The organism is Nocardia sp. BSTN01 (genome assembly GCF_015354405.1).
GTDB lineage: Bacteria > Actinomycetota > Actinomycetes > Mycobacteriales > Mycobacteriaceae > Nocardia.
In genome coordinates this window covers 42482-56463 of sequence record NZ_JADKYP010000002.1, presented here as the reverse complement: position 1 = coordinate 56463, position 13982 = coordinate 42482, and the positions used below count along the sequence as shown (strand labels likewise).

Here is a 13982-nt window from a genome sequence, read left to right as displayed (position 1 = left end):
TCCGGCCGTCCTCGGCCCCACCCGCGCTGTACGTTCGCCACTCACGTGGTTGAGAGGGCGGACAGTAGTGCGTAGGCGACCTGAAGGCCGGTGACGTCGGAGTGGCTGGTGATGAAGCGGTCGGCGAGCAGATTGTGCAGGGCACGGGCGTTCCAGGCGTACCGGCCTCCCGTGTCCAGGAGCTGTGCGGAAATCGCCTCCGGGGTCTTCTGGGCACCGTTTCGGCCGAGGCCGCCGTAGATGTCGTCGGCGTCGCCGACCGCGGCCGCGACCTGACCGGCGATCCGTGAGGCGATGGCGTAGGCAATGCCGACGGCCCGGTCGTTGGCGGTGTCGGTGATCAGGACCGGACCGGTGACCTTCTTGTCGCTGACGACATTCCGGAAGAATCCGGATTGCCCGGGTGTCCAGTTCTCGGCGAATCCGTAGTGCGAGAACGCCGCCTGGAGCAGGGTCAGCGTCGACAAGGTGTCCTCGTCGGGCAGCGCCTTGGCGGTGGCGGAGACCAAGCGGCCACCGAAGCTGTGGCCCACCAGGTGCACACGTAGTTCGGGACGTGTCTTGTGGGCGTGGGCGATCACCGGGGCGAGACCGTGTTCGCCGATGCGGCCCGATCGGGTCTTCATCTCGTAGTAGGTGGTGAAGTTCAGCAGATTGCGAGCCGCTCCCATGACCCCGCCGAGCAGGCTGCCGAGACCGGCGGCGCCGCCGACTGTGCCACGACGCGCGTCGGCGGCCGGGCCCAGCGCGGCGGCCCCACCGGTCACCTGCCGCGGCGGTGCCAGGGACACCGGGACCGCCAGCCGATCCATGATGATGCCGCCCGGCTGAGTGAACAGATCGGTGGAGGCGTCCTCGGGATCGGCGGCGGCCCGGTCGAGCAGTGACCGCAGGTGATCGGCAAAGGCCGTACGGGCGCTGCTCTTGTCCTGCAAGGTGGGAACGAGTGCGGAGACGGCGTCGAGAGTCTGCTGCGCCGCGGCGTCGGGGAACAGATCCCGCAGATCCTCGATCTGGGCGAGCAGACGTCCGCCATCGATCGGGGAGGCGGCCGCGGCGGCTCCACCGGGGACGAGGTCGGTCTCGGCGAACTTCTTCGACGGCCAGAGCACCCCCGCGATCCCGATCGAACGGTCCGCGAGTCCGGCGACGGCGCCGGAGTCGAGGACGGTGCGCAACGACGCGGCGAGTCTGCTGTAGAGCTGTCGCGCCTCGCTCATGTCGTTGTTCCACCCGTGGCTGACGACCATCAGGTCGGTCACCGCCGGGTCGGTGGCGAGGCCGAGCAGGTTGTCGGTGCTGCCGACCACTCCGGCATCGCGGTCGAACTGCACTTCCGCACTCGGAAAGCCGGATAGGTCGTTCATCGTCGTGGCCCCTTCTGCTCTGGCGGTCGAAGGCGGTCGGCGCCGCTCGCCGCTACACGGATTGGATGGCCCGCATCAGATCGATCAGGCCGTGTCCCTGGAAGTTCGTCATCCGGCCCAGATCGGTGGCGGTGCCGGTGAAGATGGTTTTCATCGCCCCCGGTTCTCCGATGTATTCCCGCCGCACCGACAGGAATGCGGCGACGACCCCGGAGACGTGGGCCGCGGCCATGCTCGTTCCGCTGTCCTCGACGTAGTCGACAGGTCCGGTGACATCGCCCTTGGCCTCGATGTCGGCAAGCGCCCGGCCGGTCGCGCACGAGAGGATCCGCTCGCCCGGTGCGACGAGGTCGGGTTTGGCGCGCCCGTCGCCGGTCGGCCCCTTCGAGGAGAAGTACGAGATCCCGTAACGATGTGGCATATCGCGGTGGGTGGAACCGACGGTGATCGCCATCTCCGCGTTGCCGGGGTCGTTGATCGTCAGGTCCAGTCCCGCGGCGACATTTCCCTTCACGAAGTCGAGGTTGTATCCGTATCCGGTATTTCCGGCCGCGACGACGACCACCACTCCCGACTGGACGAGCCGCGTCACCTCCTGGCACACCGGACTTTCGCCGCAGGCGAACCATTTCGGGTCGAACGGGTAGCCGACCGACAAGTTCACGCCGTGGATCTTGATGTCGCGGCCGTGGTTGTTGATTTCCTGAATATCCTTGAGGGCGGCCATGATCGAGCTGGTCTGACCGTCGCCGTCGCTGTCGAGGACCTTGTAGCTGACCAGGCGGCACAGGGGCGCCATCGCGGACATGCGGGTGACCGGTTCGGCGCGGTAGTGCACGTCATCGTTGCCGTCGATCTCGGCGCGTACCGCCTTCAGCGGTTGTGCGGTGGTTCCGATGCCCTCGCCGGCGATGATGCCCGCGACGTGTGTCCCGTGCCCGAACTCGTCGGTCAGGGGCGAATTGCCTCCGGTGCAATCCAGGTGCCGCACCGGCGGAGACACCTCGAGCGTTCCGTGCGTCCGGAAATGCCCATGACGGCCGTCGATTCCGGAGTCGATCACCGCCCACACGATGTCGGCCCCGCGCGCGGTGAACGACGCATGGGCGGCGTCGGCCTTGACCGTGGCCGCTGATCGGTTCATCAGCGGGCCGATTCCGAAATCCGGCCAGATTCGATAGATGGCACGCCCGGTCCCGGCATCCGCAGCCGCGCGGTCGAGGCGTACCACCTCGCGGATGGCGTCCGCGGACAGGCGGGCGAGCACGTACTGGGCGAGCCCGTCATCCACTCCCGACTGGTCGTCGGACGTGTCGGTGGCGCGCCCGATGTAGCCGCGCACAGCCCGCGCCGCGGCCGGCCGCCCCGCCGGGTAACCGTAATGCAGGTCGATCACCACCCGGTGAAGGGTGGACGCGGGCTGCTCGCGCATGTCCGCGAGCAATGGGGCGGCGATCACCGATCCGTAGAGATCCCTCGGATCGAAACGGGGTCGCTGCGGGTCCATCGTCACCGCCCTCCTCTTTTCGCCGACCGGCCGACCGAACAGGCCCTCAGAGAGACGAATCTATTCACACAAGTATGCAATTGCGCGAGTAGTCGCCTACTCGAAATCGAGAAATGCCATGGGCCGACCCTGATCAATACTTAGCGCAACGAATTCAAACGCCCTCGCAGGGTCGACAGGGACCAGCCGTCCCACGCCAGGGGAATCTCCAGCGCATACGGTCTGGGCCCCGATGACGGGCGAAATGCCATGCGTAGACGGGACTTCTGGATTGCTCCAACTCCGCGCGCCGCCTCATGCGGTTCGCCTACAATTGTGGCTGCGGTCCTCATTTCAAACGAGGATGAGCGGGCAAGTCGACGACGGAGGTCGTCGGACTACCTTTGCGTATCGGATCCCGATGGTACGGGGATCGGAGAATACCGGGCGAGCGACGTAGGGCTCGCCGTATCGCGTGTGATCCATTCAGATCCTGGGCGAATTCCGACCGAAACCGGCATATCCAATCCCATGCCGGGCGTATTCCCGGTTCACATCGAAAACAGTGCGGCAATTAATTCCCCGACGGCACGCGACGCATCGGTATCGACACATCCGATCACCCGAGTCGTCGACCACAACCCGTCACTTCTCACGGAGGAGGCCGAGTATGGCTATTGCGCGATGGCAAGGTGTCGTCACCGGTCCGCTCGGGAACCGGATGGCGAAGTTCCTGGAGCGCTACCCCCACGCCGACGACATCTACATCACCAGCGGAATGGACGGTGACCACGGAGCCGTGTCACATCACTACGGTCTGACATACTCCGGTTCGCCCACCGCGGCCCTGGACATCGGGGCCGGTGGTCTCACGCCGGCGGGAGCCGTGAAGATGCGCGACTTCGCCAAATGGCTCTACGACAATTACGCGGACTTCACCGTCGAGTTGATCCACTCGACACCGTTCAGCGACGACAACGGCTTCTACGTCAAGAACCAGGTCAAAAATCCGGGTGGCAGCGTGTATGGCGGTCCACAGGCCATCGGGCACTTCGACCACGTCCATTGGGCGACCTCGGCGGATCTGATGACACGACTGGAACAGCGAGCGGGCGAATCCGCGCCGGATCGGGTCCATCCGGATGTCGTCGGAGGCGCGGCCGCCACGCCCGTCGGCGTGGCGAACACCGCCCCGGTCTGGGGATGGGACGCCTCGGACTACGACTGGGATCGCGGTCCCATGAACCTCGTTGCCGCCCGCCGCGACGGCATCTCGTTCTTCACCCACAAATCGACAGAGGGCAGCGATTGGCGGGCCGCACACTTCCAGGACGCGCTGGAACGGGCACGCGGTGCCGAGATTCCCGTCCTCGGCGCGTATCACTTCCTGTGGCCCGACAATATCGAGCGGCAGGTGAATTTCTGGATGGACTACGTCGATGAGAAAACCCCGTGGTGGAAAGACGTCCCGTGGATCTGGCAGATCGACGCCGAGCGATCCCAGCCGATGCCCCGCCCACCCAACCCCGATGAGATACGCCGCGCGGTGGAAGCACTGCGGACACGGATGACGGCACACAACGCCGTCGGCTACGTCATCGCGTATGCGCCGAGGTGGCTCTACGGAGACACGCTCACCGGCGATTACGACATCTGGAACAGCAACTACGGCGGATCCGGCGCTCCCCGCCCCTTCAAGGAGCAATACCAGGGCGTGACCGACTTCCAGGCAGGCTGGAAATCCATGTCCGGGCGGAAGCCGAAGGTACTGCAGTTCGCCTCGGATGCCGTCGTCGGCACTCAGCACACCTCCTGCGTCGACAAATTCGACGGTGATCTGCACCAGCTCATCCGGCTGTGCGGCCGCGAACCCGCGCACGTCGACAGCACGCTCACCGCCGCGGACATCGCCGCACTGCGGCCCGCCGAGGCCGGCGCACCCCTGAGCGTGAGCGCCGTCCAGCCGATCGGACTCACGGGCGGCAGCGCTTCCGATGGCATGCCGAGGGACGCCTCGGAGCCGCTCACCGACGCCGAGCAACGTGAACTACTCGAACTGATGCGCAAGCTGGCTCCGCAGACGGACAAGGCGGCGACGAGTCCGAAGTAGGAGATCGATGAACAGGCGATGTCGCTGCGGCCGGAGAAATGGAGGATTCCGGTAGCGATGGGGCGGAAGGCAGTGAATCCGTGTAGGTGCTGGTCAGCGCCGCACAGGAACGAGTAGACGCCTACTCTATCCGGATCCTGCGCGACGGTGCAGCCTTGGCCGATAGCCCTTCCCGGGGGCTCGGCCTCGGGCTCACCGTTACGGAGGTACACGAGATGGCAACTCTCACTTTCGACCGCCCCATCATCACGCCGCCGGGCACGCCGCTCGGTGGTTCGGTCCATGTAGAAGTCAGCGACAACGGCGATTACTTCGTCAAATTCCACACCCACTCGAGCAGCATTCTCGGGAACTTCGACTTCAACCTGCGCGCCTATCTCACGGCGCCCGGCTTTCCCACGATGGCATTCGTACAGAGCGGACACGTCTCCGGAGTCGACAGCTGGGACCGCGAAGAACACGGCCACAACCCTCTGCTCGCGCTGTACTGGCTGCAGCTACAGGCCGCACCCACCTACGGCGTCGCCAAGGACTACAAGTGGGGCGGCGTCGTCGGAACACTCGAAGACTTGGTCGAAGATGTGGTCGATGTCGCGGCCGGTGTCGCCGGCGCCGCGCTCGGTGTCGTGATCGGTGCGACCAGGGAGGCGATCGACTGGCTGGGCGCGACACTCGGACCCGGCGGCACCCTCGGTGTCGTCGGGGGAGTCGTCGTGTTCGCGGTCGCGGCCGCCGCCGGTGCCGGGATCGGCGGCGCGATCGTCCTCGGCATCGTCGCGGGCGTCGCCGTCGGCGCGGTCACCAACGCGCTCATCAAGTACCGGCCGCTCAACGACGCCGAGATCAGGTTCGCCCGTCAGGTCTACGGCAACTCGATGCCGTACGACAAGGTGCTCATCACCAACCTTGCCGGCCTGGGCGGACGCGCCTTCACCGCGCCCGGCATCGATGGCAAGACCTACTGCAACCTGGGCAACGGCTACGACAACCCGCTCGGCCCCGGCGGCAAGTCCTATCCGAAGCCGGGGCAGCTCCTCATCCACGAGCTCGCACATGCCTGGCAGATCGCACACACCGGCTTTCTGCCGGCACTCATGTGCAGTGGCATGGTCAACCAAGCGCAGTACACCATGGGCGACAACGTCTATCAGTATGGCTCGGTAGGTCCGGACTGGTCGGCGTTCAACGCCGAGCAACAGGGCGCCATCGTGGACCAATGGTTCGGCGGCACCGACCGCAGCGCTCGCTATATGGCGATGGACCAGGAGAACCCGTACTACCGCTATATCTGGAACGACGTACTCGGCCGCAATCCGACCGACGATCCGCCGGCGAACCTTCGGGCTGCGGCGTCGTCCGGGCTGAGTGTGCTTGCGCCCGAAAGCAATCGGCTGGACGTGTTCTGGCCGCGCCGTGACGGAGCGGTCGGATGGCAGTGGTGGGACATCGCGCCGCACGAGAGTTGGGGCGACCATGGTGTGGTGAACATCGCGGGGGCGGGTGCCGCGCCGGCAGGGTCGGCCGTCGCGGCAGTAGCACGTGAGCCGAACCACCTCGACGCCTTCTGGGGTGGCGCGGACGGCGCCGTCACGACTCAGTGGTCGGCACCCGACGCAGCCTGGGGCAGCCACGGGTCGTTCCCGATCACGCCCGCCGGCGCCATGCGGCCCGGCGGTCCGGTGGCGGCGCTCGCGCGCACCGCCGACAACCTCGACGTGTTCTGGGTCGCCCCGGACGGTGCCGTATGTACTCAGTGGTGGCATGCGGCGCCGGGCCACAGCTGGGCCGATCACGGAGCCTTCCCGATCGTGCCGGCCGGCTCGGCAGAGCCCGGGTCGGCTCTGGCGGTCGTCGCCCGCACTCCGGACAACCTCGACGTGTACTGGATCGGACCCGACGGATCGATTCGCAGCCAGTGGTGGCATGTGGCGCCGGGCCACAGCTGGGCCGATCACGGGGCCTTCGCCGTCGCGCCGGCCGGGTCCGCCCGAGCGGGATCCCCGCTCGCTGTCGTGGCACGCACTCCGGACAACCTGGATGTGTACTGGGTCGGACCGGACGGATCGATTCGCAGCCAGTGGTGGCACGCGGCACCCGGGCACAGCTGGGCCGACCACGGTTCGTTCGCGATCACTTCCGCGGGTGCGGTCGCAGAGGGCGGTATCACGGCGACGGCGCGCACGCCGATCAACCTCGATGTGTTCTGGGTGGCTCCGGACGGGTCCATCGGAACTCAGTGGTGGCACGGAGCCCCGGCGCACGGTTGGGCCGATCACAGCGCCTTTCCGGTCGCACCCCCGGGCTCCGCCGATCCGGCATCACCGATCACCTGCGCCGCTCGTCTCGCTCGCCACCTCGACGTGTTCTGGGTACGCCCGGACGGAGCGATCGCCACACAGTGGTGGGACGCAGCTCCGGATCAGGGGTGGAACCACGCACCGTTCGCGATCACGGCCGCGGGTGAGGCCCCCGTGCCACACGCGCCCCATCTGATCACGACCCTCGAAGCCGTCGGCGTGGACTTCAGCGTGCCGAGAGACGACCTCGTCCAATGGCTCGAGGATCCGGAGTTCACTCCGTACCCGGCAGTGGCCGCCGCGCTGATCGCCCGGCTCGGCCCACGCCGTCTGCGCAAACCCGTCTACCTCGACGTCATCGTCTTCTACTACGAGAATTCGCCGGGAAATCCGTCGCCCCGCAAGCCGCAGGACGTCGAGACCACCGTGCTCGAGGCAGCCGTGATGAAAGGCTTCGAGATCCGATACAACGAGGCCGTCGACAAGTTCGACGACGTCCTTCTGTCCGCGGTCTGATCACGAAAACCCAACGTCGCGTACATCATTCGGCCCGCGGCACCCCGCCCTCGAACTGGAATTTCGTCATGCACCCCGCCAACCGGGACGCCGGTGGTTTCGTGGCCGGGTGACGACGGCGTGCAGGCGCGGCAGGTGACGAACGGCATCGCCGATGATTTCGCGGGCGCGGGATGTGGCTTTCCGTCTGTGGCCGGGGTCAGGGGCGGTGGAGTGCGTCGAAGGTGATGGCGAGTATGACCGGGGTGTCGAGAACCAGCGCCGTGCGATGGACCTTATGAGGCATGTATCGCAGTCCGGACCAGTCGAGGCGGTACTCCTCGATGCGGTCGATGGTCTCCCAGCTCTTGTCGAAGTGGACGATCAGGTATGCGGGTATTCCGGAGCGTGCGTAGAGCTTGTGTTTGTCGCTCGTGTCCGTGTCGATGGTGGTCTTGGAGACGACTTCAACAATGAGGGCGATGTGGTCGCGCACGGTGTTGACGTCATACGGTTCGCAATCGCGGACGAAGATGTCCGGATAGCGGACGTTGAGCCGGTGGTCGGATCGGCGATCGTCCGCGTCGGGGAACCGGACGGCGACGTCGGAGCCGACCCGCAGGCACGGACCGGCGGGGTCGCGAGCGTCTTCCAGTGCTGCTCCCAGTCGGCGAACGACGCGGCTGCGCGCCTCGCTCTGGGCCATCAGCCGTACGACGGTGCCGTCGATGATCTCGACGTCGCCGAATGTACTGCTGAAGGCGTCGGGCTCGGTCCCCAGAAACTCCTCGGCCGAGATCCGCGGATGCGCGCCGGGATTCGATACCGTCACAGTCAACTCCTCCGGGTGATTCGTCCGCTCGAGCCTACGACACCCGACGCAGTGAAGGACGATGCGCGACGGCAGGCGACGAGATGAGCGGATCGCCCCACGGAGTCCGTCCGACTCGATAGAATCACGGAAAACAGATAACCCCCGGCCGAAGCCGGGGGTTATCTGTAACTCCGAGTTACACACAGTGTCCGGAGGGGGACTTGAACCCCCACGCCCGTTAATAGGGCACTAGCACCTCAAGCTAGCGCGTCTGCCATTCCGCCACCCGGACCGGTGGTGCTCAGCAAGGTTAACGGATCTCTCCGCAAGGTCCAAATCACGGGTGTCCGTGCAGGTCCCGGACTCGCGGGTGACTGCTGAGCGCCGCCTTCGGGAGGGCTAGTTCGTCAACGCCTCGAGCAGTGCGGCACGCTGACGGGACCCCAGGCCACCGATACGGCGTTCGACCGGAATATCGGCTTCGTCCATCAGCTTTGCCGCCTTGACCGGCCCGATACCGGGCAGAGCCTTGATGACCGCGGCGACCTTCGTCTTCTTGACCAAGTCCTCTTTGTCGGCGCGCTCGAGCACCTGGGCCAACGAGACCGAGCCCTTGCGGATCTGCTCGATCAGTTCCGACCGCGCCTTACGGACCGCGGCCGCCTTGGCCAGCGCTTCGGAGCGTTGCTCGGCGGTCATGGTGGGAAGTGCCATGTCTCTAACCTTTCACTCGTTCGCTGGAACCTCAACGGCACCGATTGAACATCACCGGCAGCCCGGTGATGGGTCGACACACCGCGAGGATAATCCCGGTTCGGCGGTGGTGGCGGGGGTTCGGACACCCGAGATGCGGGAAATTTGCCACGATTCGCCCACGTCGCCGGGGTGCTCGGCGGACGGCTAACGGCCCGGCGAACGCACCAGGCCGTGCCGGTAGGCGTAGACGACCGCCTGAATGCGGTCGCGCACTTGCAGTTTCGCCAGAATCCGGGATACGTGGGTCTTCACGGTCTCCTCGCCGACACCGAGAGCGGCCGCGATTTCGCTGTTGCTGCGGGCATCGGCGAGCAGGAGGAGAACCTGCTGTTCCCGGGCGGTCAGGGCGTGATCGGGCGGCGGCGCGGGGGCCAGGGTGTCGGCGAGGCGCGCGGCCAGGCGGCGCGTCATCGACGGGTCGATGATCGCGTCACCACGCACCGCCACCCGGATCGCCGCGATCAGCTCCTCCGGCGGCAGCGTCTTGAGCAGGAATCCGCTGGCACCGGCCTGAAGGGCACGCGCCAGGCTCGCCTCGCTGTCGTAGGTGGTCAGCACCAGCACGCGGGTGCCGCCGGCCGCCACGATGGCCCCGGTGGCCGCCAGACCGTCGAGTTTCGGCATCCGGATGTCGAGGATCGCCACGTCGGGCCGTAGCCGCGCGGTCTCGGCGACGGCGGTGCGGCCGTCGCCCGCCTCGCCGACGCATTCGAGGTCCGGGGCCGCATCGAGGACAGCTCGCAGCCCGGATCGAAACATCGCGTGGTCGTCGGCGATGAGGACCCGGACCGGGGCGGTCACGACCGGCCGCCCGGGAGCCGGACGAGGATGCGCCAGTGGCCGCCGGCGACGCCGTGGTCCACGCTGCCGCCGAAGAGCTCCGCGCGCCGGCGGATGCCGTCGAGTCCCCGATGCATGCCCGTGGTCGCCTCCGGTGCGGCGCCGCCCGGCCGGGCTGCGGGCCCGCGTTCCCGCACCGGGGCTCGCCGGCCGGAGCGGAACCTGACCGTGGCCGGTGTGGTGGCGCGGACGGTCGCGCACGCGTCCACCGGGAAGCGGACCGCATCGGGCTCGTACGGAGTCGCTACCGAATCGAGCGGCCCCGATGCCCGCACCGGTGCACACGGTGCGGCGGCGTACGAAACCTCCTCGCCGGCAAGCGGATTGGACTGGTCGATCTCGACTCCGGTGCCGTCGTTGCGGACCGTCAGCCGCGCACTGCCGGCGCCGTGGCGCAGGGCGTTGGTGAGCAGTTCCTGGACGATCCGGTAGACGGTGATGTCGAGCGAACGGGGTAGTTCGGCGCCGCCGGTGGTGACGGTCAGATCCAGACCGGCACCGCGCACGCGGTCGACCAGATCGTCGATATCGGCCATACCGGGCTGGCGGGCGGCGTCCTCGCGGCCGTGCAGCAGATCGAGCTGACGGCGCAGATCCACCATCGCCGCGCGACTCTCCGATTCCACCGCCGACAGTGAGCGTGTCGCCGCGGCGGTCGCGGGGCCACTTCCGTGCAGCGCCAGGCGCGCCGCACCCGCATGGATGCCGATCGCGCTGACGTGATGGGAGATGACGTCGTGCAGATCGCGGGCGATCGCCTCGCGTTCGTCGGTGAGCGCCCGTTCCAGCGCCGTCCGTTGTTGCTGGCGGGCGAGCCGTTCGCGCTGCTCCAGTTCCGCGATATAGGCGCCGCGACCTGCGGTGTAACGGCCGACCAGCCACGGCACGACGCCGCCGGAGATCGCCGAGGTGAGCAGCAGGCGCCAGTCCGCCGCCGGCGCGCCGCCCGCGATCAACGGCGCACCGCACGCACCCAGTACCAGGACGGGCACCGTGACCAGCGACGCCCGGCCCGACAACCAGGCCCCGGCTCGATAGCCGGCGACGAGGAAGCCGACGTCGGCCACACGGACGGGCAGTCCGTGCCGGTGCAGCAGCGCCGTGACCACCAGCCGGATCGCGACCTGGACCACGGCGACGACCGCGGCCGTTGCCGGTGGCGCGGCGAAAGCCAGATCGGCCGCCACGATGGCCACCAGGACCGCGCTCGCCGGGCCGGGCGCCACCGCGAAGATGCCGGAGAGCGCGAAGACGACCGCGTCAACCAGCGCCGCGACCACCGCGACCGCCACCGATTGCCTGGTCAGCGACCGGCGAACCGCGCGCAGTTCGCCGCCCGGCGGCCCCGCCGCGCTGTCGGCCCCCGACTGCCCTGGAGTACGCCGCAGCAGCGCCCACGGACTCGGCGACACCGCTCGCTCCCACAACACACCGCGACCATACCGGCGCGGAGCGGGACGGCGAGTCCCTCGGCCGGGGGATCCGCGGTCCCTCTCGGGCCCGATGTTCGGGCTGGTCGGCGGCATTAGCGTCGCTGTGGCACGCCGCGCGCGACGACGCTTCGGGTTCCCGCGGGCGGCCGGATCACGGATCGGGACAGGAGTTCGGATGAACAATGCGGACCTGGCGCTGTACGCGGTGCCGGCCTTCATCGCGATGATGGGTGTGGAGTGGTGGGACGCGCGCCGCGATCCCGATCGCGCGCCCAGCGGCCGGTACGGGCGGGAGGCGGCCACCAACTGGGCCACCTACGCGATCGGCCAGCTCACCAAGCCCCTGCTCCAGTACGTGCTGCCGTTCTCCACCATCGTGCTGGCCGCCTCGTGGACACCGCTGCATCTGTCGCCGCGCGACTGGTGGGTCTGGCTGCTGGGGCTGGTAGTCACCGACTTCTGCTATTACTGGGCGCACCGGGCCGATCACCGCATCCGGTTGCTGTGGACGGCGCATTCGGTGCACCACTCGAGCACTCACTTCAATCTGACGACCGCGATCCGATTGCCCTGGCTCAACCCGATCGCCTCGATGGCGCGCAGCCTGGCGTGGGTGCCGGCCGCGCTGCTGGGTTTCCCCGCGTGGATGATCTTCCTGCTCAACACCCTCGGTCTGCTCTATCAGTTCCCGATCCACACCCAGCGCATCCGAAACCTGTGGCGCCCGGTCGAATTCGTGTTCAACACCCCGGCCCATCACCGCGTGCACCACGGCTCCAACCAGCCCTACCTCGACACCAACTACGGCGGCGTGTTCATCGTCTGGGATCGCATGTTCGGCAGTTTCGCCGCCGAATCCGAACCGATCCGTTACGGGCTCACCCACGACATCTGCACCGGGAATCCCCTGAAGGTCAATTACCACGAATTCGCCGCGTTGCTGCGCGACGTGCGCCACGCCCGATCCTGGCGTGGGCGGCTGGGTTATGTCTTCGGCCCGCCCGGCTGGCGCGAGAACGCGACGGGAACGCCGCTCGGACAGCTGCCGGAACCGAGCAGCACCGTCGTCACGACCGGTTAGCGGCTCCGCGTGGACCGCACCGTCGGGGCGTCACGGTTCCACGGATTCATAGTTCCACGGCGCCGCTGTCCGCCGGCGGGGCCGACGGCGTACGCGTCCACGACATCGCTACCAGGGCCACCGCGGTGATCAGGACGATATGGGCCGCGAACAGCGTGAGGAACGGCAACACGAAGCCCTCGTCGGTCAGTGCGCCGCGTTCGCTCACGCAATAGAGGGTGTAGTTCACCGATGTGCCCTCCGAATCGTGGAAGGTGTCCGACACCACCCTCGGATTCAGGTAGGGGGCCCGGCAGAACAGCGGCGCGGTGAGCCGGGCTTCCCCGGGCCAGATCGCCAGCGGCAGGACGAAGCTGACGATACTTCCGGCGGTGACGCCTGTGCCGAATGCGGAAACGATCGGTCTGGGCACTGTTCACACCTGCCGGATGCGGAGAAAGGTTCCGGCGGAATCGAATTCGGCGATCATGTCCGACCGGGGCGACGTCACGTCGGCGACGATGCGGATGTCGCGTCCGAATCGGCTCACGACGATCACCGGAACGACACCGTCGGCGAGGGCGCTGCGGGCGCGGGCGGTGTCGACGATCGACTCGAGCCGGGTGAGGCCGGGTACGTCGCCGAGGGTGAAGCATTCGCCGTCCAGGTCGTCGAAGGCCGAGACGCGCACCGGCCGCGGTGCGCTCACGGCGCCGAGGCGATAGGAGTAGTCGTCGAGTTCGCGTGGGCGCTGCGGGGTTCGCACGCGCAGGTGGACGACCGGTTCGCGGGTACTCAGATCGTCGTGGTCGGCCAGGAATCGGGTCACCTGTTCGGGCTGGTCGGCCAGGACGAGCCGGAACTGCGTCGACTCGGGAGCGACGAACATCATCACATCGGCCTGAATGTCGCCGGTGCCCAGCCGGTTTCGCACCGCATCGAACGCCGCGGCGGGCAGCCCGTCGACGAGGCCGCCGCCACGAGCCCGGATCTGCTGCTCGAAGGCGTCGCGTTCCACCGCGCCGACGCAGCCACAGGCGATCAACACGACCGAGCACACCGCGGCCCGAAGCCACCTAAGACGGCGCATGCCGGAATGATAAGTGTCACTGGCGGAATCCGCGCGCCCGATTCGCGAAGTATCTCGTCGAGCCGAGCGGAGTTGTGCGGCCGGCACGGGAGGGGCGTCGCCGCCGATCTTCGGCGACGCGGACGGGCAATTCGATCAGCGAGATCACAATGCGGTCGGTGTTGCCCGAGCAGGCGCGGGGAGCCCGCTGCGATGTGAGCGTGCCCGGGCGCACGTGGGTGCGGGGTTTCACGA

General features: G+C 67.7%; 11 protein-coding genes and 1 tRNA gene. 3 read left to right on the top strand and 9 right to left on the bottom strand.

Annotated features, from left to right (window positions below):
* Window positions 1–41: 41 nt before the first annotated feature.
* Both IRT45_RS01875 and IRT45_RS01870 read right to left on the bottom strand, forming a co-directional pair.
* Window positions 42–1367 (bottom strand): alpha/beta fold hydrolase, encoded by a 1326-nt coding sequence (locus IRT45_RS01875; RefSeq protein WP_194804139.1) that lies wholly within the window; start codon window positions 1365–1367, stop codon window positions 42–44.
* Window positions 1368–1419: 52 nt separating this feature from the next.
* Window positions 1420–2874 carry a S8 family peptidase gene (locus tag IRT45_RS01870; protein ID WP_194804138.1) on the bottom strand — a complete coding sequence of 485 codons (1455 nt, stop codon included), beginning with the start codon at window positions 2872–2874 and terminating at the stop codon, window positions 1420–1422.
* A 649-nt stretch (window positions 2875–3523) separates the two neighbouring features.
* Here IRT45_RS01870 and IRT45_RS01865 point away from each other — a divergent pair.
* Both IRT45_RS01865 and IRT45_RS01860 read left to right on the top strand, forming a co-directional pair.
* A complete protein-coding gene (locus IRT45_RS01865; RefSeq protein WP_194804137.1) occupies window positions 3524–4963 on the top strand; it encodes a GH25 family lysozyme in 1440 nt (479 codons plus the stop codon).
* Window positions 4964–5178: 215 nt separating this feature from the next.
* Window positions 5179–7776, top strand: a complete 2598-nt coding sequence (locus tag IRT45_RS01860) for a hypothetical protein (protein ID WP_194804136.1) — start codon at window positions 5179–5181, stop codon at window positions 7774–7776.
* A 199-nt stretch (window positions 7777–7975) separates the two neighbouring features.
* On the opposite strand, the gene IRT45_RS01855 is transcribed toward IRT45_RS01860, so the two are convergent.
* The 5 genes from IRT45_RS01855 to IRT45_RS01835 all read right to left on the bottom strand — a co-directional run bounded on the left by IRT45_RS01855 (window position 7976) and on the right by IRT45_RS01835 (window position 11595).
* Window positions 7976–8587 (bottom strand): Uma2 family endonuclease, encoded by a 612-nt coding sequence (locus IRT45_RS01855; protein WP_194804135.1) that lies wholly within the window; start codon window positions 8585–8587, stop codon window positions 7976–7978.
* Between the two features lie 188 nt (window positions 8588–8775).
* Window positions 8776–8861: transfer RNA gene (locus IRT45_RS01850), tRNA-Leu, on the bottom strand.
* 107 nt (window positions 8862–8968) lie between these two features.
* On the bottom strand, window positions 8969–9283 hold the full coding sequence (gene mihF, locus IRT45_RS01845; RefSeq protein ID WP_194804134.1) for an integration host factor, actinobacterial type: 315 nt from the start codon (window positions 9281–9283) through the stop codon (window positions 8969–8971).
* Window positions 9284–9469: 186 nt separating this feature from the next.
* Window positions 9470–10126, bottom strand: a complete 657-nt coding sequence (locus tag IRT45_RS01840; protein WP_194804133.1) for a response regulator transcription factor — start codon at window positions 10124–10126, stop codon at window positions 9470–9472.
* Complete coding sequence (locus tag IRT45_RS01835) at window positions 10123–11595, bottom strand: histidine kinase (RefSeq protein WP_309240755.1); 1473 nt, start codon at window positions 11593–11595, stop codon at window positions 10123–10125. The genes IRT45_RS01840 and IRT45_RS01835 overlap by 4 nt, the downstream gene beginning before the upstream one ends.
* Window positions 11596–11773: 178 nt before the next feature.
* Here IRT45_RS01835 and IRT45_RS01830 point away from each other — a divergent pair, with 178 nt between their 5' ends.
* Window positions 11774–12679 (top strand): sterol desaturase family protein, encoded by a 906-nt coding sequence (locus tag IRT45_RS01830; protein WP_194804131.1) that lies wholly within the window; start codon window positions 11774–11776, stop codon window positions 12677–12679.
* 46 nt (window positions 12680–12725) lie between these two features.
* On the opposite strand, the gene IRT45_RS01825 is transcribed toward IRT45_RS01830, so the two are convergent.
* Both IRT45_RS01825 and IRT45_RS01820 read right to left on the bottom strand, forming a co-directional pair.
* Window positions 12726–13091 (bottom strand): hypothetical protein, encoded by a 366-nt coding sequence (locus IRT45_RS01825; protein WP_194804130.1) that lies wholly within the window; start codon window positions 13089–13091, stop codon window positions 12726–12728.
* Window positions 13092–13094: 3 nt separating this feature from the next.
* On the bottom strand, window positions 13095–13748 hold the full coding sequence (locus tag IRT45_RS01820; protein WP_194804129.1) for a hypothetical protein: 654 nt from the start codon (window positions 13746–13748) through the stop codon (window positions 13095–13097).
* Between the last annotated feature and the right edge of the window lie 234 nt (window positions 13749–13982).